This is a genomic window from Sphingomonas sp. 28-62-11 (assembly GCF_002278865.1).
In the GTDB taxonomy this organism is placed as follows: domain Bacteria; phylum Pseudomonadota; class Alphaproteobacteria; order Sphingomonadales; family Sphingomonadaceae; genus Sphingomonas.
Map to the genome: position 1 here is coordinate 1 of NZ_NCGB01000029.1, position 24,605 is coordinate 24,605.

General features: G+C 62.4%; 29 protein-coding genes and 1 pseudogene. 9 read left to right on the top strand and 21 right to left on the bottom strand.

Going from position 1 to position 24,605, the window contains the following annotated elements:
* Positions 1-282: 282 nt before the first annotated feature.
* The 3 genes from argE to B7Y49_RS10940 form a co-directional block, all read right to left on the bottom strand.
* Positions 283-1,461 carry an acetylornithine deacetylase gene (gene argE, locus B7Y49_RS10930; protein WP_374127625.1) on the bottom strand — a complete coding sequence of 393 codons (1,179 nt, stop codon included), beginning with the start codon at positions 1,459-1,461 and terminating at the stop codon, positions 283-285.
* Between the two features lie 22 nt (positions 1,462-1,483).
* A complete protein-coding gene (locus tag B7Y49_RS10935) occupies positions 1,484-2,971 on the bottom strand; it encodes a flavin-containing monooxygenase (RefSeq protein WP_374127626.1) in 1,488 nt (495 codons plus the stop codon).
* Positions 2,972-3,052: 81 nt separating this feature from the next.
* Positions 3,053-3,631: a TetR/AcrR family transcriptional regulator gene (locus B7Y49_RS10940; RefSeq protein ID WP_374127627.1), complete on the bottom strand. Its 579-nt coding sequence runs from the start codon at positions 3,629-3,631 to the stop codon at positions 3,053-3,055.
* 117 nt (positions 3,632-3,748) lie between these two features.
* Here B7Y49_RS10940 and B7Y49_RS10945 point away from each other — a divergent pair, with 117 nt between their 5' ends.
* A complete protein-coding gene (locus tag B7Y49_RS10945) occupies positions 3,749-4,126 on the top strand; it encodes a VOC family protein (protein ID WP_374127628.1) in 378 nt (125 codons plus the stop codon).
* Positions 4,127-4,173: 47 nt separating this feature from the next.
* Here B7Y49_RS10945 and B7Y49_RS10950 read toward each other — a convergent pair whose 3' ends face one another.
* The 4 genes and pseudogenes from B7Y49_RS10950 to B7Y49_RS10965 form a co-directional block, all read right to left on the bottom strand.
* Positions 4,174-6,333, bottom strand: a complete 2,160-nt coding sequence (locus tag B7Y49_RS10950) for a malate synthase G (RefSeq protein WP_374127629.1) — start codon at positions 6,331-6,333, stop codon at positions 4,174-4,176.
* A gap of 178 nt (positions 6,334-6,511) precedes the next feature.
* Positions 6,512-6,964 (bottom strand): MarR family winged helix-turn-helix transcriptional regulator, encoded by a 453-nt coding sequence (locus tag B7Y49_RS10955; RefSeq protein ID WP_374127630.1) that lies wholly within the window; start codon positions 6,962-6,964, stop codon positions 6,512-6,514.
* Positions 6,965-7,071: 107 nt separating this feature from the next.
* On the bottom strand, positions 7,072-7,470 hold the full coding sequence (locus tag B7Y49_RS10960) for a DUF1275 family protein (protein WP_374127631.1): 399 nt from the start codon (positions 7,468-7,470) through the stop codon (positions 7,072-7,074).
* A gap of 82 nt (positions 7,471-7,552) precedes the next feature.
* Positions 7,553-7,732, bottom strand: a pseudogene (locus B7Y49_RS10965) (DUF1275 family protein); the annotation flags it as partial.
* Between the two features lie 232 nt (positions 7,733-7,964).
* On the opposite strand from B7Y49_RS10965, the gene hppD reads away from it, so the two are divergent.
* The 6 genes from hppD (at position 7,965) to B7Y49_RS10995 (ending at position 13,476) form a co-directional block, all read left to right on the top strand.
* Positions 7,965-9,065, top strand: coding sequence for a 4-hydroxyphenylpyruvate dioxygenase family protein (gene hppD, locus B7Y49_RS10970; RefSeq protein ID WP_374127632.1), 1,101 nt, complete (start codon positions 7,965-7,967; stop codon positions 9,063-9,065).
* Positions 9,066-9,140: 75 nt separating this feature from the next.
* A complete protein-coding gene (gene hmgA, locus B7Y49_RS10975) occupies positions 9,141-10,451 on the top strand; it encodes a homogentisate 1,2-dioxygenase (RefSeq protein WP_374127633.1) in 1,311 nt (436 codons plus the stop codon).
* Positions 10,452-10,542: 91 nt separating this feature from the next.
* Complete coding sequence (gene gntA, locus B7Y49_RS10980) at positions 10,543-11,229, top strand: guanitoxin biosynthesis heme-dependent pre-guanitoxin N-hydroxylase GntA (protein ID WP_374127634.1); 687 nt, start codon at positions 10,543-10,545, stop codon at positions 11,227-11,229.
* Complete coding sequence (locus B7Y49_RS10985) at positions 11,226-11,813, top strand: DUF1989 domain-containing protein (protein WP_374127635.1); 588 nt, start codon at positions 11,226-11,228, stop codon at positions 11,811-11,813. Before gntA ends, B7Y49_RS10985 begins: the two co-directional genes overlap by 4 nt.
* Before the next feature lie 92 nt (positions 11,814-11,905).
* Entirely contained in the window at positions 11,906-12,256 is a 351-nt protein-coding gene (locus B7Y49_RS10990) for a YciI family protein (protein WP_374127636.1), read from the top strand.
* Positions 12,253-13,476, top strand: a complete 1,224-nt coding sequence (locus B7Y49_RS10995) for an RNA polymerase sigma factor (RefSeq protein WP_374127637.1) — start codon at positions 12,253-12,255, stop codon at positions 13,474-13,476. The genes B7Y49_RS10990 and B7Y49_RS10995 overlap by 4 nt, the downstream gene beginning before the upstream one ends.
* A 9-nt stretch (positions 13,477-13,485) precedes the next feature.
* Here the strand turns inward: B7Y49_RS10995 and B7Y49_RS11000 are convergent, their stop codons facing one another.
* Genes B7Y49_RS11000 through B7Y49_RS11010 form a run of 3 tightly spaced genes read right to left on the bottom strand, consistent with a single transcriptional unit; the run spans position 13,486 to position 14,955 of the window.
* The gene (locus tag B7Y49_RS11000; RefSeq protein WP_374127638.1) at positions 13,486-13,956 is read right to left on the bottom strand and encodes a hypothetical protein; all 471 of its coding nucleotides are present in this window, start codon (positions 13,954-13,956) and stop codon (positions 13,486-13,488) included.
* The gene (locus tag B7Y49_RS11005; RefSeq protein WP_374127639.1) at positions 13,953-14,693 is read right to left on the bottom strand and encodes an A24 family peptidase; all 741 of its coding nucleotides are present in this window, start codon (positions 14,691-14,693) and stop codon (positions 13,953-13,955) included. Before B7Y49_RS11005 ends, B7Y49_RS11000 begins: the two co-directional genes overlap by 4 nt.
* A gap of 7 nt (positions 14,694-14,700) precedes the next feature.
* On the bottom strand, positions 14,701-14,955 hold the full coding sequence (locus tag B7Y49_RS11010) for a hypothetical protein (protein WP_374127640.1): 255 nt from the start codon (positions 14,953-14,955) through the stop codon (positions 14,701-14,703).
* A gap of 137 nt (positions 14,956-15,092) precedes the next feature.
* Between B7Y49_RS11010 and B7Y49_RS11015 the strand changes: the two genes are divergently transcribed.
* Entirely contained in the window at positions 15,093-16,292 is a 1,200-nt protein-coding gene (locus B7Y49_RS11015; protein WP_374127641.1) for an acetyl-CoA C-acyltransferase, read from the top strand.
* A gap of 429 nt (positions 16,293-16,721) precedes the next feature.
* Here the strand turns inward: B7Y49_RS11015 and B7Y49_RS11020 are convergent, their stop codons facing one another.
* The 4 genes from B7Y49_RS11020 to B7Y49_RS11035 all read right to left on the bottom strand — a co-directional run bounded on the left by B7Y49_RS11020 (position 16,722) and on the right by B7Y49_RS11035 (position 19,801).
* On the bottom strand, positions 16,722-17,534 hold the full coding sequence (locus tag B7Y49_RS11020) for an inositol monophosphatase family protein (protein WP_374127642.1): 813 nt from the start codon (positions 17,532-17,534) through the stop codon (positions 16,722-16,724).
* Between the two features lie 124 nt (positions 17,535-17,658).
* On the bottom strand, positions 17,659-18,222 hold the full coding sequence (gene efp, locus B7Y49_RS11025) for an elongation factor P (protein WP_374127643.1): 564 nt from the start codon (positions 18,220-18,222) through the stop codon (positions 17,659-17,661).
* Between the two features lie 38 nt (positions 18,223-18,260).
* Positions 18,261-18,881 (bottom strand): M23 family metallopeptidase, encoded by a 621-nt coding sequence (locus B7Y49_RS11030; RefSeq protein ID WP_374127644.1) that lies wholly within the window; start codon positions 18,879-18,881, stop codon positions 18,261-18,263.
* 5 nt (positions 18,882-18,886) lie between these two features.
* Positions 18,887-19,801, bottom strand: a complete 915-nt coding sequence (locus B7Y49_RS11035) for a L,D-transpeptidase (RefSeq protein ID WP_374127664.1) — start codon at positions 19,799-19,801, stop codon at positions 18,887-18,889.
* A gap of 174 nt (positions 19,802-19,975) precedes the next feature.
* Between B7Y49_RS11035 and B7Y49_RS11040 the strand changes: the two genes are divergently transcribed.
* Entirely contained in the window at positions 19,976-20,515 is a 540-nt protein-coding gene (locus tag B7Y49_RS11040; RefSeq protein WP_374127645.1) for a DUF882 domain-containing protein, read from the top strand.
* Between the two features lie 21 nt (positions 20,516-20,536).
* Here B7Y49_RS11040 and B7Y49_RS11045 read toward each other — a convergent pair whose 3' ends face one another.
* From B7Y49_RS11045 to B7Y49_RS11075, 7 genes are all read right to left on the bottom strand, one after another.
* A complete protein-coding gene (locus tag B7Y49_RS11045; protein ID WP_374127646.1) occupies positions 20,537-20,947 on the bottom strand; it encodes a low affinity iron permease family protein in 411 nt (136 codons plus the stop codon).
* A 43-nt stretch (positions 20,948-20,990) separates the two neighbouring features.
* Positions 20,991-21,677: a thiamine phosphate synthase gene (gene thiE, locus B7Y49_RS11050; protein WP_374127647.1), complete on the bottom strand. Its 687-nt coding sequence runs from the start codon at positions 21,675-21,677 to the stop codon at positions 20,991-20,993.
* Between the two features lie 18 nt (positions 21,678-21,695).
* Positions 21,696-22,166, bottom strand: a complete 471-nt coding sequence (locus B7Y49_RS11055; protein WP_374127648.1) for a GNAT family N-acetyltransferase — start codon at positions 22,164-22,166, stop codon at positions 21,696-21,698.
* Positions 22,163-22,858 carry an O-methyltransferase gene (locus B7Y49_RS11060; RefSeq protein ID WP_374127649.1) on the bottom strand — a complete coding sequence of 232 codons (696 nt, stop codon included), beginning with the start codon at positions 22,856-22,858 and terminating at the stop codon, positions 22,163-22,165. The genes B7Y49_RS11055 and B7Y49_RS11060 overlap by 4 nt, the downstream gene beginning before the upstream one ends.
* A complete protein-coding gene (locus B7Y49_RS11065) occupies positions 22,848-23,330 on the bottom strand; it encodes a hypothetical protein (RefSeq protein ID WP_374127650.1) in 483 nt (160 codons plus the stop codon). Before B7Y49_RS11065 ends, B7Y49_RS11060 begins: the two co-directional genes overlap by 11 nt.
* 9 nt (positions 23,331-23,339) lie before the next feature.
* On the bottom strand, positions 23,340-24,248 hold the full coding sequence (locus B7Y49_RS11070) for a class I fructose-bisphosphate aldolase (RefSeq protein WP_374127651.1): 909 nt from the start codon (positions 24,246-24,248) through the stop codon (positions 23,340-23,342).
* A gap of 104 nt (positions 24,249-24,352) precedes the next feature.
* Positions 24,353-24,550, bottom strand: coding sequence for a hypothetical protein (locus tag B7Y49_RS11075; protein ID WP_374127652.1), 198 nt, complete (start codon positions 24,548-24,550; stop codon positions 24,353-24,355).
* Positions 24,551-24,605: the final 55 nt, after the last annotated feature.

The following is a 24,605-nucleotide window of genomic DNA, read 5'->3' on the forward strand; positions in this document are numbered from 1 at the left end:
AACCGCGTCCATCGTGGACGCAGTCTGGGAGACTAACAATGTTCGAGTTTATTTTCTCGTTCTTCCACCAGGAAGAAATCAAGCCCTGGTAAATCCTGCATCGGCCCGACAACCGAATAAACCATTGTGTAAGCACAATTTTAGCCGAGCGTCGGGTCGATACCTTTCCCCATCCCCTCGCCTAACCGCACCGCATTGATCGGCAATCGATTCCCATCCCGAATCGGGACAATGTTGGTTCGCCAACGTCCTTGATTTCTGTAATTCATGTAAATTGAGCGGCTAGCGTAAAGCCTCGACCAAGCGCTGCATGAACGTTGCGCCGCGCTCGAATTGCGCGATTTCAAGATATTCGTCCGGTTGATGCGCCTGCTCGATCGAGCCGGGCCCACAGATGATCGTCGAAAATCCCGCCTGTTGAAACTGCCCCGCTTCGGCTGCGTACGGCACCATCCGTGCGGGCCCATTGTCCCCCGCAAGGCGGCGCGCCAGTCGCTCGGCGGGGCTATCGAGATCGGGCACCAGACACGGCGTTTTGGATCGGCGCACAACGGCCACACCAGTACCGGGAAAGCGCGCCTTGATGGCTGCATCCTCGCGCGCAGCCATCGCCAGAAACGGCGCGATGATCGCCTCTGGATCATCACCCGGCGGCGTCCTTAGATCGAATACGAAAGTGCATTCGCCCGCCAGAATGTTCACCGCCGTGCCGCCATGAATTTGACCGATTGTAAGCGTGCTGTGCGGCGGATCGAACCCCGAATGGGGATCAGCGTCGCGCTCAAGCATGTCGGCAAGATCAGCGAGCGCCTGCATCAGGCGCACCGCGACCATATTGGCCGAAACACCCAGATGGGTCAGGCTCGAATGGGCCTCATGCCCCTTCACCGTGACGATCCAGCTCGAAATTCCCTTGTGGCCGCTCACCACCTCCATGTTGGTGGGCTCACCGACAATCACGGCAAGCGGCGAAGGCAAATCGCGCACCAATTCGCGGATCATGTCTGGCGCGCCCAGACAGCCAACCTCCTCATCATAAGACAGAGCGAGATGTACCGGTCGCGTAAGCTGTGCTGCGACGATGTCAGGCGCAGCGGCGAGCGCCAGGGCGATGAACGCCTTCATGTCGCACGTCCCGCGCCCGAACAGCCGATCGCCGCGCTGGGTCAATACGAAGGGATTGCTGGTCCATGCCTGGCCATCGACCGGCACGACATCGGTATGCCCCGATAGCACCACACCGCCCGGCACCGCCGGCCCCAGCGTGGCATAGAGATTGGCCTTGGTGCCAGCCGCATTGCTCACGCGCGTTGACGCCACGCCAAGCGCCCCCAGCAACTGCTCGACATAGACGATCAGCGCCAGGTTGGAATCGCGCGATGTCGTATCGAACGCGATCAACCGATCGAGAATGGGCAGCGCCCGTTCGGCGAGATCGGCAGTTGGGGGGAGTGTAGGCATGAAACTGCCTACCGCAAATCGATCAGGCGGTCACCGGTTGGCGAGCCGCAAGCCTATCAGCCTGCGTTGATACGGGATTCGAGAATTCCATCTCGTCATCGACCGAACCGAAGCGCAGCATCATGATGTCCTTCGCGTAATTCTGATGCACTTGCCATGGCTGCTTGTTGCCCTGTTTCGGGAAGCGCTCCATCGCCCGCGTGACGTACCCCGAGCTGAAATCGAGGAACGGCATCGCCTCAAGGTCGCTTTCAATCCGCGGCGTCACCTGGCGCATCCCGCGCTTCTTCATCGTGTTGAGCAGTCGCGTGACATAACCGCACGTCAAATCGGCCTTCAGGGTCCATGATGCGTTGGTGTAGCCGAACGACGATGCAAGATTAGGCATGTCGCTATACATCATGCCCTTGTAGTTGAAGGTCTTTGAAAGGTCGCGCAACTCACCATCAACGGTAAACGCAACATCGCTGAGCAATTGAAGCTCAAGGCCCGTGGCAGTGACGACAATATCTGCGTCGATTCGATCGCCTGATTCCATTACGATTCCGGATGCATCGAAATGATCGATCCTATCCGTCACGACCGATGATTTGCCTGCCTTAATCGATTCGAACAGATCGGCGTCAGGCACCAGGCACAGCCGCTGGTCCCACGGATTGTAGCGGGGCGTGAAATGGGTGGCGACATCGTAATCGGGGCCAAGCTGTTCGCGGACCATGCCGATGATCCGTTCCTTGACGATGGCCGGCCGCGTGCGCGCGACACGGAAGAAATACATGCCGAACAGCACATTCTTCCACCGCGTGATCCCATAAGCGAGCTTCGACGGCAGCAGCGCGCGCAGCCGATTGGCAATCGCATCCTCGGCCGGGCGCGACACGACATAGGTGGGCGATCGCTGGAGCATCGTGACGTGCGCGGCGGTCTTAGCCATTTCGGGCACAATCGTTACCGCGGTCGCGCCGGATCCGATGACGACGACCTCCTTCCCTGCGTAATCGAGATTTTCGGGCCAGAATTGCGGGTGGATGATTTGCCCGGCAAACGCTTCGACACCAGGGAAATCGGGCATATGGCCCTTGGCGTAATTGTAATAGCCCGAGCACATGAAGAGGAAATTGCAGCTATACTGCACCTCGTGCCCATCGGTGACAGCCGTGACCGTCCAGCGCGCCTCTTCGGTCGACCACGCGGCGCTTTTCACGTGATGATTGAAGCGGATATGCTTGTCGATGCCATATTTGGCGGCGGTGCGCTTCACATAGGCGAGGATATTCGGGCCATCGGCGATCGCCTTGGCCTCGGTCCAGGGCTCGAACGAATAGCCGAGCGTGTACATATCGGAATCGGAACGGATGCCGGGATAGCGAAACAGGTCCCAGGTGCCGCCCATATCGGCGCGGCCTTCGAGGATCATGTAACTGCGATCGGGCGATTTATGCTGCAGATGATAGCCTGCGCCAATACCCGAAATACCGGCTCCGACTACGATAACATCGACATGATCCATTTCGGCATCTCCTGTGCCCATACCCGATATTCGATTTTGATTTGCAACGCAAAGGGGATGGGTTTGGTGGTGTTACCTTGCTTATCGCGGCCAAAGGCCAGAGCGGCCCAACTGTGCCGTCATCGCATCAAAACGAGCGAAATCGCCTGAACCACGGGCAATCATCATCGCGCCTTCCAGAGCGGCAAACAACGCCATCGCGTGATCCCGAACGGAGTCGCAGGACGGATCACCGCCAGTTGCACGCGCAATAATGTCGGCAATCCAGTCGACATTAAGATCGACAAAGCGCCGAACCTCGGCCTTTACCTCGGGCGGAACGGCATCGATTTCCGCCGCCAGCATCCCGCACAGGCACATCTTGCCGTCCGATTCCAACGTCGTCCGAATCGCGGCGACATAGGCGGCGAGGGCCTCGCGAGGATCGGCCAGAGACTGATCAATCGCGGCCAGATGAGTAACCAATCGATCAGTGTAGCGCCGCGCCACGGCCGCCCCCAGCTGCCCTTTGGTGGGGTAATGATAATGCACGCTCGCGCTCTTGATGCCCACGGTCGCAGCAACGTCGCGAAAGCTCAGCCCGTTATAACCGACGGTCATCATCATCTGCTGCGCCGCATCGAGGATCGATGATGCGGTCGCGGTTGGCATTATCGTCATCAAACCATTCTACCTATCGTTAGATAGCCATTGACGCATCAGCACGATTGCATCACAAAGCAGCACCTATCTATCGATAGGTATAAAACCCCGCGAATGCAACCGACAGGAGTTCCCATGTATTTTCATGTCATGGTGGGTGCCACCAATCTTGAAGCCTCGAAATCCTTTTACGATGCCACGCTGGCCACCATCGGCATCCCAAGCAAGGGCAAGTTCCGCGAACAGCCAAGCGCATACATGTATGGCGATCCCGCGACTGGCCTGTTCTTCATCTCCGATACGCTGGACGGCAAGCCTGCCACCCACGCCAATGGCGGCACGATCATGTTCAAGGCCGCAACGAAGGATCAGGTCGACGCCTGGTATGCCGCTGGGCTCGCCAATGGCGGCACGAGCGAGGACGCGCCTGCCCCGGCCCCGATTCCTGGTGCGACGGCAGCACGCTTGCGCGACCCCACCGGCAACAAGATCGGCGTGATCGCCTTCGTTTAAGGTGGTGCGCGGCGACGGTCGCGATAATCGCGACCGTCGCTTGTGCCTTACGCTGCCGCTTTCACCTTTGCCCGGTATGCATGCAGCAATGGTTCGGTATAGCCACTTGGCTGGCTCACCCCTTCGAACACCAGCGCGCGCGCAGCGTTCAACGCGATACTGTCCGCACGACCAACCATCGGGCAGTAGAGCGGATCCCCCGCGTTCTGCGCATCGACCTTGGCCGCCATCCGCTCGAACGCGGCGTCGACATCGGCATTGGTCGCCACGCCGTGGAGCAGCCAGTTGGCAATGTGCTGCGAACTGATCCGCAGGGTCGCGCGGTCTTCCATCAAGCCGATATCGTTGATGTCGGGCACTTTCGAACAGCCAATCCCCTGGTCGATCCAGCGCACGACATAGCCGAGGATGCCTTGTGCGTTGTTGTCGAGCTCGCGCGAGACTTCCTCCGCGGTCCAGTTGCGCCCGCCGGCGAAGGGCACCGTCAGCAGGCCGTCGAGCGACGGGATCGCCTCATGGGTAATCTCCCGCTGCCGGGCGAACACATCGACCTCGTGATAGTGCATCGCGTGGAGCGTCGCGGCGGTGGGGGATGGTACCCAGGCGGTGTTCGCGCCGCTCATCGGGTGGCCGATCTTTTGGTCCATCATGTCGGCCATCCGGTCGGGCGCAGCCCACATGCCCTTGCCGATCTGCGCCTTGCCCGACAGGCCGTGCGCGAGGCCGATACGAACGTTGCGATCCTCATAGGCTTTGATCCAGACGCTGGTCTTCATTTCCGCCTTGGGGATCATCGCGCCGCCGTGCATCGCCGTGTGCATTTCGTCGCCGGTGCGATCGAGGAAGCCTGTATTGATGAAGACGATGCGGCCTTTGACTGCCTCGATACATGCCGCAAGATTGGCCGAGGTGCGGCGCTCCTCGTCCATCACGCCGACCTTGATGGTGTGGCGCGCGAGGCCGAGTAAATTCTCGACCGCGTCGAACAGCCGGTTGGTGAAGCCGCATTCCTCCGGCCCGTGCATCTTGGGTTTCACGATATAGACGCTGCCGGTACGGCTGTTGCGGATTTTGTGCTCCTGCGAAGGCAGGAGCCCAGGATTGCTGGCGATGCCCTCGGGGCTCTGGGCTCCTGCTTTCGCAGGAGCACTGTTCTGAAGATCGTAGAGCGCGATCGTCGAGGTCATGATCGCGTCCAGAATCCCCTCGGGCGCTTCGCCGCCGTCGGCGAGGTGGATCGCGGGCGTGGTCATCAGATGCCCGACATTGCGCACGAACAGCAGCGAGCGACCGGGGAGCGTAATCTCGTCGCCATGCGCACCGGTATACACCCGGTCAGCGTTCAGGCGGCGCGTGAGGGCCTTGCCGCCCTTGTCGAACGTCTCCTCCAGATCGCCCTTCATCAGGCCGAGCCAATTGCTGTACGCCGCGACCTTGTCCTCGGCGTCGACTGCAGCGATCGAATCCTCGAGGTCGCAGATCGTGGTCAGCGCGGATTCGAGGATGACGTCGGATATCCCTGAAGGGTCGCTGCGCCCGATCGCGGACTCACCGTCAAAAACGACCTCGATATGCAGCCCGTTGTGGCGGAAAAGGCGCCCCTTGGCGGACTTGCCGACATATTGAGCGGGGTCCGCAATCGCGATTCCGGCCGATGGATCGCCCAAATCAGCCCAGCTTCCCGATGCGAGCGGCACCGCCTGATCGAGAAACGCCTTCGCCGCCGCAATCACCTGGCTCCCACGCTCAGTATCATATCCGCCCGGCTTGGCCGCGCCCGGCAGCGCATCGGTGCCGTAGAACGCGTCATAGAGGCTGCCCCAGCGGGCATTGGCCGCGTTGAGCACGAAGCGCGCGTTGAGGATCGGCACGACCAGCTGTGGGCCGGCCATCGTCGCAATCTCGGCATCGACATTTTCGGTGCCGATCTTGAAGGGTGCGGGCTCGGGCACCAGATAGCCGATCTCGCGCAGGAACGCCTCGTCGACCGGCTCGCCCGCCTTGTAGCGCGTATCGATCGCTGCCTGCAGTGTCTCGCGCTTGGCGAGCATTGCAGCGTTCTCGGGCGCGAACTGCGCGAAGATATCCGCCACGCCCTGCCACCAGCCATCGGCGGCGATGCCAAGGCCCGGCAGCACCTGCGCTTCGACAAATTCGGTAAGCTCGGCGGCGACCTTCAGGCCGGCGCGGTCGACGGATGCGGACATGATTCCTCCTAAGATGGGCAATGACGGGCCTGGGGAGGCGGGAGAGTCACTCCGCTTCCCGTTCGTGTCGAGCGAAGTCGAGACACCCTGCGCCGCGTTCGGGGCATGTTTCTCGACTTCGCTCGAAACGAACGGGCGAGAGAAGTGTGGTTGCCCTAAGCCAGCCCGGGCGCAGGTTTCAACCCTGTTCGGGCGATAACTGCGCCGCCGCCGCCTCAATCCGCGCCAGCATTTCGGCGAACTGCGCTAACTCGTCTGCCGAAAACCCGGCGAAAATCTCCGCCTCCAGCGCGAGCGCCTTCGGCACCACACTCTCGTAAAGCGCCTGCCCGGCTTTGCTGAGCGACAAAAGATGCGACCGCTGATCATCCGGGTTGGGCGCGCGCTTCACCAGTCCGCGATCGACAAGTGCAATCGCAGCACGGCTTACCGTTACCTTGTCCATTTGCGTGGCGGCACCCAGCGCCTGCTGTGTCATCGCCTGCCCTTCCGCGATCACCGCAATCAGCCGCCATTCGGGAATCTTGAGCGCGAACAGGGCTTGATAGGCCGTCGCTACCGCCGATGAGACACGGTTCGAGGCGATCGACAGACGATAGGGCAGGAAGGCGTCGAGCTTGAGCTTGGTCATACTGGGCTCGTTCCCTTACGTTCCTTGTGTCCCTGCGAAGGCGGGGGCGCAGACTGGGCTCCCGCCTTCGCGGGAGCACAAGGAACGTGAAGGGACATTTTCGATCGTTAGTCCAGACCCGGGCTTGATTTCGCTACGGCACCCGCCCCCCTGGCAAGAACCGCAATCACTACAGCTGCGGCGACCGCAATCCACAACGCATCGCTCCCGATGAACAGATACGCGACCGCCCCCGCCACCCCGCCGCTCATCAGCCCGGCCCAGAGCAGCACATGCGGCACCCAGCCCCAGCGATCCTCGCCTGTCAGCGCGGCCGCAAGTTGCTGGCCGATCTTCACCAGCCGCCCGGTCATATAGGTGAGCCCGACGCGAACATCGGTGCCGGTGGCGAAGAAGATATTCTCCACCCCCATCGCGACCGCCATCAGGATCGCGGTCAGCCGGTCCTCGCGCATATCGCCCAGCCCCGCCGCGGCGGCGAGCAGCACGACCATCAGCACCGGCACCACCGTCCGATGCCGCCCCCCCCGCCGCCCGCCCGATCAGCGAGGCAATGATGACGCCGATGACGAAGCTGCCTATCAACAGCGCCGCAACGCCCGCATTGGCGGACATATCGGCAATATCGACCCCCAGCCGCGTCGAATTCCCGCTCATGAACGAGACGAAGAACCCACCGGTGATGAGATACCCCACCGCATCAACATACCCCGCGAGCGCGGAGAGGCTGATGGCGAGTAGGCGTTCGTGACGGTCGAAGGATCTCATGCGTGGGGTTTAGGGGGTGTGGGGGCGGATGGGAAATTTTAGCGGCTATAGCACATCCTCTGATCGGGTTCGTTTTGAGCAGTCTTCGGGCCGCATCGTTCGGGGAACTGTGGGCCCCAGCACGAGGCCGGAGTGTCGGAGTGCAGGAAGCAAAAGGCGCAGCTAGACCACCACCCCCAAACCCGCTATATAGTTTCATCTGATACCATCTGCCGCCACGGAGACCCCTGCCATGACGACGACCGCGAACGCCCCCCTGCCCGCCACCAAGCACGAAAACCCTATGGGCCTCAATGGCTTCGAATTCGTCGAATTCACCTCGCCCGATCCGGAGGCGCTGGCGGACCTGTTCGTCAAGATGGGCTTCACGCATGTCGGCAACCACCGCTCGAAGAACGTTCGCCGCTATGCACAGGGCGACATCAATTTCCTGCTCAACATGGAAAATGCCGGCCAAGTCGCCGGTTTCCGCGACACCCACGGCCCCTCGGCCAATGCGATGGCGTTTCGTGTTGCGGACGCCGCAAAGGCCGTAAAGCTCGCGACCGAGCGCGGCGCGGTGCCGGTCGAAGGCAAGGTCGGGCCGGCTGAGCTCAACATTCCGGCGATCGAAGGGATTGGCGGCGCGAACCTGTATCTGGTCGATCAGCGCGGCGACACGACCATCTATGACATCGATTTCGAATATGTTCCCGGCGCCACCCTCAACGACAACAGCGTCGGCCTCCACACGCTTGATCACCTGACGCATAATCTGATGCGCGGGCGGATGAATTACTGGGCGGATTATTACGAGCGCATCTTCAACTTCCGCGAAATCCGCTTCTTCGACATCGAAGGCAAGGCGACCGCGCTCGTCAGCAAGGCGATGACCGCGCCCGACGACAAAATCCGCATTCCGCTTAACGAAAGCCAGGACGAGCATTCGCAGATCGAGGAATTCATCAAAGATTACAAAGGCGAAGGCATTCAGCACATCGCCATGGCGACCGACGATATCTTCAAGACGGTCGACGCATTGCGCGCCAACGGCATTCGTTTTCAGGACACAATCGACACCTATTTCGACCTGATCGACAAGCGCCTGCCCGGCCACGGCCATGACGTGGAGGAGATGCGCAAGCGCAAAATCCTGATCGACGGCGCGCCGGAGACGGGCGGCGGGCTGCTGCTGCAAATCTTCACCGAAAATATGGTCGGGCCGATCTTTTTCGAGATCATCCAGCGCAAGGGCAATGACGGCTTTGGCGAGGGCAATTTCAAGGCGCTGTTCGAGAGCATCGAGCTCGATCAGATGCGCCGCGGGGTGATCCCGGCGTCGACAGAGGCCTAGTCCAACAAGCGTCACCCTGAACTCGTTTCAGGGTCCAGCGAGCAACAAGTCCTGAAAGCGTGATCGGAGAAATGGATGCTGAAACAAGTTCAGCATGACGGCAGTGGATATATGACCGGCTTCGGCAATCACTTCAGCACTGAGGCCGTGCCTGGCGCGCTGCCGGTCGGGCGCAACTCGCCGCAACGGCCCGCATTCGGCCTTTATGCTGAGCAGTTGAGCGGCACTGCCTTCACCGCGCCGCGGGCCGAGAACCGGCGGTCATGGCTCTATCGGCTACGCCCTTCCGCGGCGCATCCGGCGTTCGCGCCCTATATCGGCGCGCCGAACTTGGTGCCCGCCAGCCGCGACGCGCCGCTCGCCCCCAACCGGCTACGCTGGGGACCGATCAAAGCCACCCCCGGCGCCGACTGGCTCGATAGCCTGACGACGATGCTCGTCGCGGGCGATGGCCCGCTGAGCCAGACCGGCGTCGCGGTGCACCTTTATGCCTGCGATACCAATATGACAGATCGCGCCTTCGTATCGGGTGACGGCGAGCTGATTATCGTGCCCCAAATGGGCGCCCTCACCCTGCTGACCGAAATGGGCCGCATCGACATCGCCCCCGGCCAGATCGCGCTGATCCCGCGCGGAGTCCGCTTCCGCGTGACGTTGCCCGATGGCAGCGCGCGCGGTTATGTCGCCGAGAATTACGGCGCGCCGTTCCGCCTGCCTGATCTCGGCCCAATCGGCGCGAATGGCCTCGCCAACCCCCGCGACTTCGAAACCCCGGTTGCGTGGTTCGAGGATGTCGAGGGCGATTTCGATCTCGTCCAGAAATTCGGCGGCGAGCTGTGGACCACCAATCTCGGGCGCTCCCCGCTGGACGTCGTTGCCTGGCACGGCAATCTCGCGCCGTGCCGCTATGATCTCGCGCGGTTCAACACCATCAACACCGTCAGCTTCGATCATCCCGATCCGTCGATCTTCACCGTGCTCACCTCGCCCAGCGACATCCCCGGCACCGCCAATGTCGATTTCGTCATCTTCCCGCCGCGCTGGATGGTGGCGGAGGACACGTTCCGACCGCCCTGGTTTCATCGCAATGTGATGAGCGAAGCGATGGGGCTGATCACGGGTGCCTATGACGCCAAGGCCGATGGCTTCGTGCCCGGCGCGCTCTCCCTCCACAACCAGATGAGCGGACACGGCCCCGATGTCGCGAGTTGGGAAGCGGCGAGCAAGGCCGATCTGAAGCCCCATAAAATCGACGGTACAATGGCCTTCATGGTTGAAAGTCGCTGGGTGTTTCAGCCGACCGAGGTGGCGCTGCGCTCAGCAACGCTTGATCCGGATTATGATGCGGTGTGGAACGGCTTCCCCAAGGCGCAGCTGCCGCGCTGATCGCCATAAATCGATTTTCGCGGGAACCACTTGCTGGGTTCAGCCGTCTGGTGTGGCGATATTCCAAATCGATCAACCCAGGGCTAAGTCTATGTTTCCGTGGCAACATGATGCCCAGCAGGCGCTGGAAGCGCAACTCTTCGCGCATGTCGAAGACAAGGGATTTCCCTGTGTAGGCGCAAAGGCGGCGCTCGCCCGGGGCACGCTAGAGGTACTCGCCTGCGATACCATCACCAGCGCCTGGGACGATTTGCGCATCCATGAGGGCCTGTTGCGTTTTGCCGCGCAGTATCGCGCCGAGCCAACGATGTTCAGAAGTTTTGCGGTGATCTTTGAGGGGCCAGAAACGCTATCGGAAGCCGAATTTGAAACAGCGCTTTGGCAGCGCGTGCAATCGCTGTCGGACAAGGATGTATGGCGCGGCCAATCCTATGACGATCGGGTGAGCCCCGATCCGGAAAACCCGCATTTCTCGCTGAGTTTCGGCGGCGAAGCCTTCTTCATTGTGGGACTGCATCCGCAATCGAGCCGCCCCGCGCGCCGATTCGACCGACCAACGATGGTCTTCAACCTCCACGATCAGTTCGAGCGCCTGCGCGACGAGGGCCGGTATGAGGGCTTGCGCGAAAAGATCATGGTCCGCGACGAAGCACTGGCGGGCGATCGCAACCCGATGCTTGCCCGCCACGGCGAGAAGAGTGAGGCGCGCCAATATAGCGGGCGCCAGGTGGATGGTGATTGGGCGTGCCCGTTTAGCTATGCCGGAGCAGATCATTGACCGATCACCGCATCCCGGTCCGAAGCGGTGCTGCGTTCCTGCTGAGAGAAGGCGCGACCCTGACGGTGATCGATCCGATGGGGATGCAGGTCGCCGATCTGCTGGCCTTCAATGCCGACGATGCGCGCGAAGTCATCTCGTCGGGCCGTACGCTCGATTATGCCGAGACCATCCGGCTGACGACAGGGCACAGCCTTTATTCCAACCGATCGCGACCGATGCTCGATATCGTCGGGGACAGCGTTGGCGTGCATGATTTTCTGCTCACCCCCTGTTCGGTGGACACGTTCGACCACTTCTATCCCGATCTTGAGCGGCACCGCGGCTGCTTCGGCAATTTGGTCGAGGCGCTTGCTCCTTTTGGTATCGGGCCGGATTCGATCCCGGTTGCATTCAACTGCTTCATGAACGTGCCGGTCGATCCCGAAGGGCGGCTGCGCGTGCTGCCGCCGCTCAGCAAGGCGGGTGACCATATCGCTTTTGTCGCGCGGATGGACCTGATCATCGGCCTCACCGCCTGTTCGGCGCCCACCAGCAATGGCGGCAGCTTCAAGCCGATCGATTACCGGATCATGCCCGCATAATAATTGTTACGGGCCTGTCGATTCCACTCGCGCCCATCCGTCTCCCGGGTACGATCACGCTACGGTGATCGCGAAGGGAAGGATAAGCTGCGATGAAATATCTGCTGACGATCTACGAAAACGAAGCCGTCTATAACGATGGTACGGGCGCGGCGATGGGCGCGATCATCGAAAAGCATATGGCGTTCAGCGCGGATATCGGCAGCGCCATGCTCAACGGTGCTGGCCTGCAACCGGTCGCCAGCGCCACCACGGTGCGCACCGATGGCGGCAAGCAGACCCTCCACGACGGCCCCTTTGCCGAAACGCGCGAGCAGCTTGGCGGGTTCTACATGATCGAGGCGCCCGATCTCGACGCTGCCATTGCGATCGCCAAAAGGGTGCCGCTCGCCGCCGATGGCGCGATCGAGGTGCGCCCGATCATGGCACCGCCCGGCATGTGAGCACCGCACACCTCGATGCGGTGTTTCGGGCGGCAGGCGGGCGGATCATTGCCGCACTTGCCGCCCGGTTCCGCAACCTCGATCTTGCCGAAGAGGCCTTTGCTGAAGCGTGCGCGCGCGCCGTGACCGCCTGGTCGGTCGAGCTGCCGCGCGATCCGGCGGGCTGGCTGTTCCGCGTCGCCGAACGGATCGCACTCGATCAGCTCCGCCGGGCGGGTACGCGGTCGGCCGCCCAATTGCCCGAACCCGAGCCCGAACCGACGGCAGAGGAATTGATGATGGCCGATGCCCGTCTGATCCCCGATGAACGGCTGCAGCTGATCTTCGTCTGCTGCCACCCGGCGATCCACCCCGAAGCGCGCGCCGCGCTGACCCTGCGGCTGGTGTGCGGGCTGTCGACCGAGGAAATCGCGCGGGCGTTCCTGATCAGCGAGACGACGCTCGCGCAGCGGCTCGTGCGCGCGAAGAAGAAGATTGCCGTGGCCGGCATTCCCTTTGCCGTTCCTGGGCCCGAGGCATGGGGAGAACGGCTGGATGCGGTGTTGAGCACGATCGAGGTCGCTTATGCCCATGCCCATGCCGATGGTGCCGGCAGCGGCCGCCACGCCGATTATGCCAGCGAAATGTTGGGCATCACGGCCATCCTGGCTAGGATGATCCCGGGCGAGGCAGAGGTGCTCGCCATCGCCGCGACCGTGCGCTTTGCCGAAGCCCGAAGACCGGCACGCGTTGGCGACAATGGCATAATGATCCCGCTCTCCGAACAGAATCCCGCACACTGGGATGCCGCCTTGATCGCGGAGGGGCGCGCCTATTTCGCCGCTGCCGCCCGGATTGCCCCGCGCGCACCTCGCGTCGTGTCAGCGCTGATTCATGCCGAATGGTGCGCCCGAGAGTCCCTATTAGAGCCGCCGCCCTGGGCCAACATCCTGACGATTTACGACGCGCTGCTCACCGTGCGCGATGATGCGATTACCCGGCTGAACCGCGCCGTCGCGCTTGGCGAAGTGGCCGGCCACGATGCAGCACTGGAGGAGGTTGATGCGCTCGACGTGCCGGGGCTGGCCCAGTTCCTCCCCTATCACGCCGTGCGCGCAGGGCTGCTCTATCGGCTCGGCCTGCATGCGGCTGCGTGCGAAGCCTATGACGCAGCACTGGCGCTTGAACCCGGTAAAGCAGAGCGCAAATGGCTTGAGCGACGCCGCGCCGAAATCAGTTGATCAGCTGCCTCAGCCGCAACCGATGATGCCCGCCGCCGGGACGATCACGCTGTCCTTGCCAGCCTGATCGACGCGCACGGTCGCGGTGGGGACTGCCGCACCATCGGTCAGGTCACCGCGCTTGACGATCTCCATGTCGACGGTCACGCGCAGGTCTCCTCCGGCATATTCGGTCGTCGCGGCAAGGCCGAACTGCGCCTCGCCATTTTGCGCAACCCTGACCAGGTCGGTCACCGCACCGCCGGGCGCAAAGCGCACCGTCGCGGGGCTGGCAGTGACCATCATGATCAGCCCATGCCCCGGGGTCTGCGACCACAAAAAGGCGGCGCAACTGCCCGTCGGCAATTCCTGGCGCGGAATCGTGCCGATCGGCAGTCCGTCGAGCGAGGCGACGATTGGTGGCGCCGCGTCAGGCTTGGTCTGCGCAGTGGTGGCAACCGCTGTCGCCGTGGCGAGCAAGGTAAAGAAAGCAGCTCTCATACGCCAAACACTAGCATGGCAAGCGCCGTGGGATAAGCAGCGATCGCAAGCAACGCGCCGAATGGCAGCCGATCGTCCAGCCGTGCGCCGCGCCCGGTAAGCACCCAAAACAACACGACCCCGAGCCCGGCCATCCCGGCAAGGACCAGCACCACCGGCAGAAGCCGCCAGCCGATCCACAGACCGATCGCGCCAAGCAGCTTGGGATCACCCCCGCCCAGCCCCTCATATCCGCGATAGGCCTTGTACGCTGCACCGACCGCCCACAGCCCTGCAAACCCGGCCGCACCACCGATCAGCCGATCCGCGAGTGGCGGCGCAATCGCCGCCAGCCCGCTCGCCAACCCTGCCAGCGCCAACAGGATCGTCAACCGATCGGGCAGCCAGAAATCGGTGATGTCGAGCGCCGCGAGCGCGAGCAACAGCCAGCCGAATATCGCAACAGCCAATGCCGCTGGTCCACCAATCAGCAGCCCCGCCGACAGCCCGATCGACAGCGCGACGAGCTCGATGCGCCAATGGATCGGATCGATCGCCGTCTCGCAGGTTCGGCACCGCCCTCCGCTGGCCAGAGCACTCAGCAACGGCACCAGATCGCGCGGACCGAGCACCGTATCGCAACTGTCGCAGTGGGAGCGTCCGACCAGCACCGATCGTCCCTGCGGCCAGCGGATCACCAACGCCGCGATAAAGCTGCCGAAAATGGCGCCCAACACCGCAAGCAGTGCGGCGGGCACCCAAGAGTCAGACAGGCTTTGCACGAATGAGATAGCGATACACCCCGATCAGGTTGATCACGAACAACACGGCATTCTGCGTGCCCAGCGCCGCGTCCCCGGTCAACACCGCGCCTGCGATCCACGCCATCGACGAGCCGAGGAAAATCACGAAGCCCCACCCCGTCAGCCGCCGCCCAAGATCAAGCGAAACCATCGCCGCCGCGACCATCCCGCTGCCGGAAGCGAGCCATTTCAGCACTTCAGTGGTCGTATCTTCCATTTGCCGTCCATCACTACCCGGCATTGTCGCCGTACCGCACTAGCGGCCAGCGCGGCGATCCGTTCCCAGCCGCATTTGTCAAAGCCATCGCGGAGGCCTAGATCGCCCGTAACAATTTCCCTGCCGGAGCATCCCCAATGGCCACCCATCCCGCCCATGATCCCGTCGTCATCGTCTCCTATGCCCGCACGCCGATGGGTAGCTTTCAAGGGGCATTATCAGGCGCCTCGGCGACCGAGTTGGGCGCGGCGGCGGTCGGCAGCGCGGTGGAACGTGCGGGGCTGTCGGGTGCGGCGATCGAGCGGATTTACATGGGCTGCGTGCTGCCCGCTGGACTGGGCCAGGCCCCTGCCCGCCAGGCGGCGCTCAAGGCGGGGCTGCCCGATCATATCGAGGCGACGACGGTCAACAAGATGTGCGGCAGCGGCATGCAGGCGGCGATCATGGCGGCAGACGCGCTGGCGGCTGGATCGGTCGACCTGCTGATCGCGGGCGGCATGGAGAGCATGACCAATGCGCCCTACCTCTCGATGAAGCACCGCAGCGGCGCGCGGATCGGGCATGACGTGCTCAAGGATCATATGTATCTCGACGGGCTCGAAGATGCCTACGAACCCGGCAAGCTGATGGGCAATTTCGCCGAGGATACGGCGGCTGCGTATCAGTTTACGCGCGAGCAGCAGGATGATTATGCGATCGCCTCGCTGACGCGGGCGCAGAAGGCGCAAAGCTCGGGTGCGTTTGACCGTGAGATTACGCCGGTCGAGATTGCTGGGCGCAAGGGCAATGTCACGGTCGACAAGGACGAGCAGCCGCAAAAGGGCGACGCGAGCAAAATCCCGACGCTCAAGCCCGCTTTCTCAAAAGATGGCACCGTGACCGCCGCCAATGCCTCGTCGATCTCGGATGGCGCGGCGGCGCTGGTAATGACTCGGCTGTCGGTGGCGGAAAAGCTCGGCCTTACCCCGATTGCGCGGATTGTCGCGACGGCGGGCCATGCCCACGCCCCATCGCTGTTCACCACCGCGCCCGTTTTTGCGATGCGCAAGGCGATGGAAAAGGCGGGTTGGTCGGCGAGCCATATTGACCTGTTCGAAGTCAACGAAGCCTTTGCTGTCGTCGCGATGATCGCGATGCGCGATCTGGGGCTGTCGCACGATGTGGTGAACATCCACGGCGGGGCCACCGCGCTCGGCCACCCGATCGGCGCCAGCGGCGCGCGGATCATGGCGACGTTGATTTCAGCGCTGCAAACGACGGGCGGGAGGCGCGGGATGGCCTCGCTGTGCATCGGCGGGGGCGAGGCGACAGCGGTGGCGGTGGAGATGATGGGGTAGGTTCGATTCACCTCGTTAGTTCGGGTTCGAATTAGCCCCAATGACCCTATCCGTTCGGGCTGAGCGAAGTCGAAGCCCATGCGCAGCGCGTGCCCTTCGACTTCGCTCAGGGCGAACGGGGGTTTGATTTTCCAAAGGCGGATCGTCGCACTTCCCACCCGAGGTGAAGTTGCGGAAGTTGCGGGTTGCCATCACCGTCTTGCTATCGCGCACTGCAGCAGTGCAAAATCGCGAAAGATTGACGGCTTCAAAGAGCAAACGTCAACATAGCATTTGGCGGCGATGTAGGAAAGTTGCGCGGCTTGGGTTAGTTGAAGCCACCGTCAAACTCGTCACCCCGGACCTGTTCCGGGGTCCACCGCCCCCCAATCGACCGCATCATTGGTGAAGAAGTGGGCCCCGGTACAAGTCCGGGGTGACGGGGTTGGGTTACCGCAACGCCCCTGCCACCAGCTTGTGCAGCTTGTTGTGCAGCGCGTCGCTGGCCGCCAGGAATTCGTTGCGTTCCATCATCTTGTCGCCGCCGCGGAAATCGGTGACGTAGCCGCCCGCTTCCTTGACCAGCAGGATGCCCGCCGCGACGTCCCAGCGGCTGAGGCTCGATTCCCAATAGCCGTCGAAGCGCCCCGCCGCGACCCAGGCTAAATCCAGCGCCGCCGAGCCAAGGCGGCGGATGCCCGCCACGCCGGGGGCGACCGCGCCGAAAATGCGGGTCCACTGTGCGAAATCGCCATGACCGAGGAACGGGATGCCCGTCGCGATCAGCGATTCCGACAAGTCGTTACGCGCCGACACCCGCAGGCGCTGGTCCGTCAGCCATGCGCCGCGCCCGCGTTCTGCCCAGAAGCTCTCGTCGGTCAGCGGCTGATAAACGAGCGCTGACACAGTTTCATACCGGCCATCGGGACGGGGCTCCTCGACCGCGATCGAGATCGAGAAATGCGGGATGCCGTGCAGGAAGTTCGTGGTGCCATCGAGCGGATCGACCACCCAACGCGGCTTGTTGGGGTCACCCGCAATCTCGCCGCGCTCTTCCATGATGAACGCCCAGTCGGGGCGGGCGTGGCTCAGTTCCTCATAGATCGTCTGTTCGGCGCGCTTGTCCGCCATCGAGACAAAGTCGGCCGGGCCCTTGCGGCTGACCTGGAGCTGCTGGACTTCGTTGAAGTCACGCCGCAGCCGGGGCGCCGCTTTGCGGGCGGCACGTTCCATGACGGTGAGAAGGCCGGAGTGGGAAACCATTTCAATTCCTTAGGCATTGCCGCAAGCGCCACGGGCAAAGCCCGTGTCATCGGCCGAGCTCCGCTCGCCGTCCGGGCCGACGGATCGGGCAAATAGCAACGCTATTTGTCTCGTCCGCTCGGCCTCAGTCAGCCCGCTTCACATAGGTCTGTTCGTACACGTCGACCACGATCCGCGTGCCAGCGCCGATATGCGGCGGCACCATCACGCGGACGCCGTTTTCGAGCAAAGCGGGCTTGTAGGACGACGATGCCGTCTGCCCCTTAACTACTGCGTCCGCCTCGACGATCAGCGCTTCGATCGTATCCGGCAGCTGCACGCTGATCGGGCGTTCGTCGTAAAGCTCCATCACCACGTCCATGCCGTCCTGGAGGAAGGCCGCAGCATCGCCCAGAATGCCCGCATCGAGCGTAATCTGGTCATAGGTCTGCTTGTCCATGAACGTCAGCTGATCGCCCTCACGGAACAGGAACTGGAAATCGGTCGTATCGAGCCGCACGCGCTCGACCGTTTCGGCCGAGCGGAAGCGGACGTTGTTCTTGCGCCCGTCGATCAGGTTTTTCATTTCGACCTGCATATACGCGCCGCCCTTGCCGGGCTGGGTGTGCTGGATTTTCACCGCCTTCCAGATACCGCCTTCATATTCGATGATGTTGCCGGGGCGAATGTCGACGCCGCTGATCTTCATGGGTGTGCCTGCAAGTTGAAAGAGCGAAGGCGCGGGCTTTAGCGCCCGGTGCCGCTTCCGGCAAGCAGCGGATAAGGATCGACCGGCACGCCCTGCCACCAGCCATCGCCGGGGTACATCCGCGACAGGCCGAAATGGAGGTGATAATTGCCCGCCCCGGCGTTACCCGTATCGCCGACATAGCCGATCGGATCGCCCGGCAGTAGCATCTTCCCCTCCTGCAAGCCGGGCGCATAGGCGAGCAAATGGGCGTAGTAATAACTCCATTTGCCAGCAGGCGAGCGGACATAGACGGTGGTGCCGCCAGCTGGATTTTCTGCCATTCTCTCCACCCGACCACTGGCTGCGGCAATCACCAGTGTGCCCATCGGCGCGGCAATGTCGATCCCATGATGCGCGCGTGCGCCGCCGCCACGAGGGTCGCCCCAACTGCTGGCAAGGCTTGTCCGCGCAACCCCCTGGACGGGCACTGTGAGTGGACCATCAAGCGGACCAATCGGCGACGGCACCAAAGCCCATTGCGCAAGCCGTCGCTCGGCTTGCACATGCACCGCCAGGGGTGGCGATTCACCGACGATTTCAGTCCTTACCCTTATCGTCATCGCCATCAGGATGATGACAATGACCAGCAACGCCCCCGATATGCTCAGCCCTCGCAAGCCACCTACTCCTGGAAGATCGCCGGCGTCCCCGGCTTGATCATCAGCGACAAACGCGCTGCATCCCAATTGGTGAGCCGGATACAGCCATGGCTCGCCGCACGACCGATCGTGCTCGGTTCGGGCGTGCCATGGATGCCGTAATGCGGCTTCGACAGATCGAACCAGATTACCCCGACAGGCCCATTGGGGCCGGGTGGCAGCAGCGCATCCTTGACGCTGTCCTTCACGTCCCAGAACAAATCCGGGTTGTAATGGAATTCGGGATTGTAGGATGCGCCCTGCACCTTCCACCGCCCGATCGGCAGCGGATCGCGCGCACTGCCCATGGTCGCCTGAAACTGGGCGACGAGCTTGCCCTTGGCATCGAGCACACGCAGCACCTGATCCGATTTGTCGACCACGATCTTTGCGCCCACTGGCTGGCTCGCATCGACATTCAACGATGCCAGTGTCTTGCGCCAGTGATCGGGCAATTTAGCGTCATAAGCCCGTGAAGATGGCAGCGCGTTGGGGAAGCGCACGATGATGCCCGGGACCAGCCGGGTTTGCGGGCTGTTGAGCGCGATCAGTACCGCAGGCGTGGTATGAAACATCTCGGCGAGCTTCTCGATCACGTTACGATAGCCGAGCGCGGGCAATTTTGCTTGGTCGGAGGCCGCTTTCGGCAACGGGTTTACGAACGGACCCGCAAGCCCCTCTGCCGTCAGCCGCAATTCTCTGACCGGTCGCATCGCGCGATAGACGCGCAGTGCATTCATCGTCGGGGTGTCGAGCGTGCCGGTGCGTTTCAATCCGCGCGATTCCTGGAACCCTTTTAGGGCTGCCGTCAGTGATTGGCCGGGCTTCCCATCGAGCACACCCGGCGAGAAGCCAAGATGGTCGAGAATAACCTGTGCATGCAGGATCGTAGCGTCGATCTTTTCGACTGCTGACCGATCTGTCTGAGCGAAAACCTGAGATACAGGGCCAATCGAGCCGAGGATAAGGCAGGCTGCGACGATTGTGGTTTTGTTCAAACTATCAGGCCCCTAAGCAAGTTCATGATCACAACGACTGAAACTGCTTCGGTGTCCCTCTTGCCATCGCGGCGCATGGTTATAGGTTCGGGCATCGCGGGCGGGATGCTGGGGCTGATCCCGATATCGGCATCCGCCGCGCCTTTCCTCCCAACCGGCGAGTGGCGGCTGGCGATCCGCAACGTCCACAACAACGAGCGTTTCGATGCCGTGTTCGCGCGTGGCGGGCGTTTCGTTTCGGCTGGATTGGCCGAGCTCAATCACGGCCTGCGCGACTGGCGCACTGAGGAAGAAGCCCCGATGGACCGGCGGCTGCTGGCGTTGCTGGTGTCGCTACGTCAATCGCTTGGTGTTACCGGTGGCAAGCCATTCGACTTGATTTCCGGTTATCGTTCGCCAGCGACTAACGCCGTGCTGCGATCCCGCGGCGGTGCGCATACCGGCGTTGCCACCAAAAGCCAGCATATGCTCGGCAAGGCGACCGACATTCATTTGCCCGGCGTGCCACTGGAGCGACTGCGCGACGCGGCGCGCGCGCTGGGCATGGGGGGCGTGGGCTATTACCCCAAGGACGGCTTCGTCCATGTCGATACGGCGCGCGTCCGCCACTGGTAGAACCGACGTCGCCGGTTGGGGTCAAAGTCGCTGGCGCAGGCGGCGTACGCTCTGGTGCAGCGATTCAAGTCTATCGTTCGTGGCGCATTCGGCTTCGAGATCGGCGCGGATCTTCTCGATTTCATGGTCGGTTTTGTGTTCGATCCCGATAAACTGCTCGCGCGCCTGATCAACCGCGCGGATCAGTTCGTCGAGCTTGGCCTGCATCGCTGCGGCGTCGCGGTTCTGCGAATTTTGGATCAGAAACACCATGAGGAAGGTAACGACCGTTGTCGCGGTGTTGACCACCAGCTGCCAGGTATCCGAATAGCCGAACAACGGCCCCGTCAGACCCCAAGTCGCAATGATGCCAAGCGCCAGCACGAACGACAGCGGCTGCCCGGCAAAGGCGGCGATCCGACTGGCGATGGCGGTAAAAATGCGATCGAGCATGACAGGCTCCTATAATGGATGCCGTGCACTAGGCCTGCCGTCGCTACCGCGCCAGCACGTCCGCAAACGCCCGCACCGCCGCTTCCTCGTCCGCACCCCATACGGCGTTCGACACGGCGAGGAAATCGGCCCCTGCCTTCACCAGCGGCCGGCCATTGGCGGGCGTGATGCCGCCAATCGCGACACAGGGGATTTCGAACATCGTCGACCACCAGCTGAGCAGTACCGGTTCGGCGTGATGCTCGACCTGTTTGGTCGTCGTCGGAAAATAGCTGCCGAACGCGACATAATCCGCACCGCGCTCGCCCGCTTCCATCGCAAGGTGGCGGCTGGCGTGACAGGTGACACCAATCTGCGCGGCGGGGCCAAGGATGGAGCGCGCCTCGCGCGGATCGCCGTCCTCCTGCCCCAGATGTACACCGTCCGCACCCAGCCTTTTGGCGAGCGCGATGCTGTCGTTCACGAGGAACGCCACGTCATGCTCGGCGCAAATCTTTTGCAGCGGTTCTGCGAGCGCTGCGGCCGCGTGCTGATCGATGCCCTTCACGCGAAACTGGAACGCAGCGACCGGCCCAGCCCCCAGCGCGCGACGCAGCCGATCGGGGAAGCCGCCGGCTACTTCCAGCGGGGAAATCAGGTACAGCTGGCACGCTGGTCGGCGATCATCACGCTGGAACTGGCTGGCGAAATCGGGGTCGAGCGGGCCGAGGGGGTCGTCGTCATCAATCATTTGGCGGCCCTATCGCACTCAACCGTCATGCGCCAGCGTACCGGGCATTGGCGCGATGTCGAAATGCAGCACGTCCTCCCGCGCCCCCAATTTGGTATAAAGCGCGATGGCGGGGTCATCGCCGTGATCCGCCTGCACGAAAACCACCCACGCTCCACGCGCAGCGGCAGTGCGTTGAAGTGCTGCGATGAGCGCCGTCGCGATCCCTTGCCGCCGGTGGCTTTCAGCGACAGCCAGATCGTAGAGATAGATTTCGCTGCGTTCCTGTTCGGGCTTCGGGAGATCATAGGCAGTGATACCGCCGACCACCTCGCCGCCGTGGAGTGCAACCAGCGCGATGAAGCTGTCGCGGGCCAGAAGTTTTTCGAGATACGCATCAGACGGTGGCACCTCGCCATAGGTGACCCTGTCCTCAAAGGCATCGCCAAACACGTCCATCAACTGGCGCAGCAAAGCCCGGTCACCGCTGCCGAGCTGTCGAACCGTCATTGAACCACGGCGAGCAGGAAGCCGTCCCACTTTTTCGCCCCGACCGTCTGAACCGCAGTCGCGGTTAACCGCGGTTCGGCAGCAACCGCGGCGAACAAAGCGCGGGTGCCGATGATGCGGGGATCGTCGCTCTCGGCATCGAGCACCCCGCCCTCCCGCACGACATTGTCGACAATGATCGTGGTGCCCGGACGCGACAATGCCAGCGAGGCGTGCAGATAGGCAGTGTTCGACGGCTTGTCGGCATCGATAAAAATCAGATCGAATGGCCCCTCGCCCGCAGCGATCATCGCGGTAAGGGTGTCGACCGCTGCACCGATGCGCACCTCGACCTTCGCCTCCACGCCAGCCGCAGCGATATTGGCACGTGCAACTTCTGCGTGTTGTGGCTCTAGCTCCAGCGTCACCAGCTTGCCATCTGCCGGCAAAGCGCGCGCAAGGCAGATTGTCGAGTAGCCGCCGAGCGTGCCAATCTCGAGGATCTGCCGAGCCCCTGTCATTCGGGCATACAGATGAAGCATCTGCCCTTGCGCCGGCGAAACATCGATATCGGGCAACCCGGCGGTCGCATTTGCAGCCAGCGTTGCCGCCAGCACCGCATCCTCGCCGAGCAGATGACCGGCGATATAGCTGTCCACCACCTTCCAGGCGGGATCGGGGTCGATCAGGCCCGCGGGTTCGTCAGCGTTCATCGGCGCCCGATACAGCCGCAATCGCTGCATGGAAAGCGGCCGGGTCATCCAGCTTATGTGCAACCGCGTTGATTGTTCTGCCGGTCGGTAAAACGACGGGCTGGCGCAAATCGACCACGACACTGGGCCAGCTTGCCAGCGCTAGATTGAGCACATGGCGATCTTTGATGGTCGCTGAATCCCAATGCGACCTCAGTTTATCGATCTGTGCGACTGGCACCGCAATTGATTTCAGAAAGCCTGCCCGCATCGTCAGCACGCCGTCGGCAATCGTGACCGGCAGTCGCCGGAATGACCGCAACAAGGCGATCAACGTGATGACGAGCGACAGATCGATCACCCCGACGATGATAGCCGCCGTCCAGCCGAGCAGCGACACCACCACAAGATGGACGACCAGCAATTCAACAATGGCGATCCCGAGCAGAACACCTATCACCGGGCCAAGGCTGCGATGATAGGTGAACTCCATGACGCTTGCCTATTCCTCGCCCTTGTAGATCGCGACCAGCTTGTCGAGCATCGCCAGCGCGTCGGCGCGGGGGCGCTGGAAAGTATTGCGGCCGATGATCGATCCATTGCCGCCACCGTCGCGGATATCGCGGGCGTCCTGATAGACAGCATCGGCACCCTTGGCCGCGCCGCCGGAGAACACCACAATCCGACGCCCCGCAAAGCAGCTCTGCACGACATGCGCGACGCGCTTGGCCTGGGTGGAGCCGTCGATGCCCTCATAGGCCTTTTTGGCGTCATCCTGCTCGATATGGTCGCTTGGCAGCTTCACCTTGATAATGTGCGCGCCAAGCAGCGCCGCCATATGCGCGGCATAAGCACCGACATCGAGCGCGAGCTCGCCCTTTTTGGACAGCTTGCCCCCGCGTGGGTACGACCAGATCACGGTCGCAATGCCAACCGACTTGGCGTGGTCCGACATTTCGCGGATCTGCTCCATCATCGCGAAAACGTCGTCGGAGCCGGGATAAATGGTAAAGCCGATCGCCGAACAACCAAGCCGCAGAGCATCATCGACGCTGCCTGTCAGCGCCTGATTGATCTGCGTCGCCCAGCTGTTGGATGAATTGACTTTCAGGATCGTCGGGATCTGGCCTGCAAAGGTCGCCGCGCCTGCCTCGATCATGCCAAGCGGTGCTGCATAGGCCGAAAGCCCCGCATCGATCGCGAGCTGGAAATGGTAATGCGGATCATATGCCGGTGGATTGACCGAAAAGCTGCGCGCAGGGCCATGTTCGAAACCTTGGTCGACAGGCAGGATGATCATCTTGCCGGTGCCGCCCAGCCGCCCATGCATCAGCATGCGCGCCAGGTTCGCCTTCACGCCGGGTGAATCGGATTCGTAATTGGCGAGAATCGCCTTCACGGTCGGCGTCATCGGGGTCCCCTTCGCTTTTGTGCAGTATCTACGCGGTTGTTAGCGGCGTGATCACCAGGGGGCAACGCCTGCAAAGCGGCAAAATCACCAATCGCTGCAGAAGTTCAGGCCGGTTCGGCGGCGAGCTTGGCGTCTTCATTCACCGCGCGACGCTCTGCGGTCTTTTCGGCACGGCTGGCCATTTCGTCCCACGCCTTGGCAGCACGAAGATAGCGGTCGCGCACATTGTCGAGGGTAGCAAGCGCGGCATCTGCAGCGGCCTGTTCGGCACGCTCGCGGCAAAAGGGTGCTGTGGTCGTCAACGCGGCCCTCCTCGAATGGGATAGTAGTTGTGAAAAAGGGGAGAAGGGCGATCAC

Coding starts and splice junctions, on each gene's coding strand:
- argE (WP_374127625.1), bottom strand. CDS start 1,461: ATGCCTACACTCCCCCCAACTGCCGATCTCGCCGAACGGGCGCTGCCC.
- B7Y49_RS10935 (WP_374127626.1), bottom strand. CDS start 2,971: ATGGATCATGTCGATGTTATCGTAGTCGGAGCCGGTATTTCGGGTATT.
- B7Y49_RS10940 (WP_374127627.1), bottom strand. CDS start 3,631: ATGACGATAATGCCAACCGCGACCGCATCATCGATCCTCGATGCGGCG.
- B7Y49_RS10945 (WP_374127628.1), top strand. CDS start 3,749: ATGTATTTTCATGTCATGGTGGGTGCCACCAATCTTGAAGCCTCGAAA.
- B7Y49_RS10950 (WP_374127629.1), bottom strand. CDS start 6,333: ATGTCCGCATCCGTCGACCGCGCCGGCCTGAAGGTCGCCGCCGAGCTT.
- B7Y49_RS10955 (WP_374127630.1), bottom strand. CDS start 6,964: ATGACCAAGCTCAAGCTCGACGCCTTCCTGCCCTATCGTCTGTCGATC.
- hppD (WP_374127632.1), top strand. CDS start 7,965: ATGACGACGACCGCGAACGCCCCCCTGCCCGCCACCAAGCACGAAAAC.
- hmgA (WP_374127633.1), top strand. CDS start 9,141: ATGCTGAAACAAGTTCAGCATGACGGCAGTGGATATATGACCGGCTTC.
- gntA (WP_374127634.1), top strand. CDS start 10,543: ATGTTTCCGTGGCAACATGATGCCCAGCAGGCGCTGGAAGCGCAACTC.
- B7Y49_RS10990 (WP_374127636.1), top strand. CDS start 11,906: ATGAAATATCTGCTGACGATCTACGAAAACGAAGCCGTCTATAACGAT.
- B7Y49_RS11000 (WP_374127638.1), bottom strand. CDS start 13,956: ATGAGAGCTGCTTTCTTTACCTTGCTCGCCACGGCGACAGCGGTTGCC.
- B7Y49_RS11010 (WP_374127640.1), bottom strand. CDS start 14,955: ATGGAAGATACGACCACTGAAGTGCTGAAATGGCTCGCTTCCGGCAGC.
- B7Y49_RS11015 (WP_374127641.1), top strand. CDS start 15,093: ATGGCCACCCATCCCGCCCATGATCCCGTCGTCATCGTCTCCTATGCC.
- B7Y49_RS11020 (WP_374127642.1), bottom strand. CDS start 17,534: ATGGTTTCCCACTCCGGCCTTCTCACCGTCATGGAACGTGCCGCCCGC.
- efp (WP_374127643.1), bottom strand. CDS start 18,222: ATGAAGATCAGCGGCGTCGACATTCGCCCCGGCAACATCATCGAATAT.
- B7Y49_RS11040 (WP_374127645.1), top strand. CDS start 19,976: ATGGTTATAGGTTCGGGCATCGCGGGCGGGATGCTGGGGCTGATCCCG.
- B7Y49_RS11045 (WP_374127646.1), bottom strand. CDS start 20,947: ATGCTCGATCGCATTTTTACCGCCATCGCCAGTCGGATCGCCGCCTTT.
- thiE (WP_374127647.1), bottom strand. CDS start 21,677: ATGATTGATGACGACGACCCCCTCGGCCCGCTCGACCCCGATTTCGCC.
- B7Y49_RS11055 (WP_374127648.1), bottom strand. CDS start 22,166: ATGACGGTTCGACAGCTCGGCAGCGGTGACCGGGCTTTGCTGCGCCAG.
- B7Y49_RS11060 (WP_374127649.1), bottom strand. CDS start 22,858: ATGAACGCTGACGAACCCGCGGGCCTGATCGACCCCGATCCCGCCTGG.
- B7Y49_RS11065 (WP_374127650.1), bottom strand. CDS start 23,330: ATGGAGTTCACCTATCATCGCAGCCTTGGCCCGGTGATAGGTGTTCTG.
- B7Y49_RS11070 (WP_374127651.1), bottom strand. CDS start 24,248: ATGACGCCGACCGTGAAGGCGATTCTCGCCAATTACGAATCCGATTCA.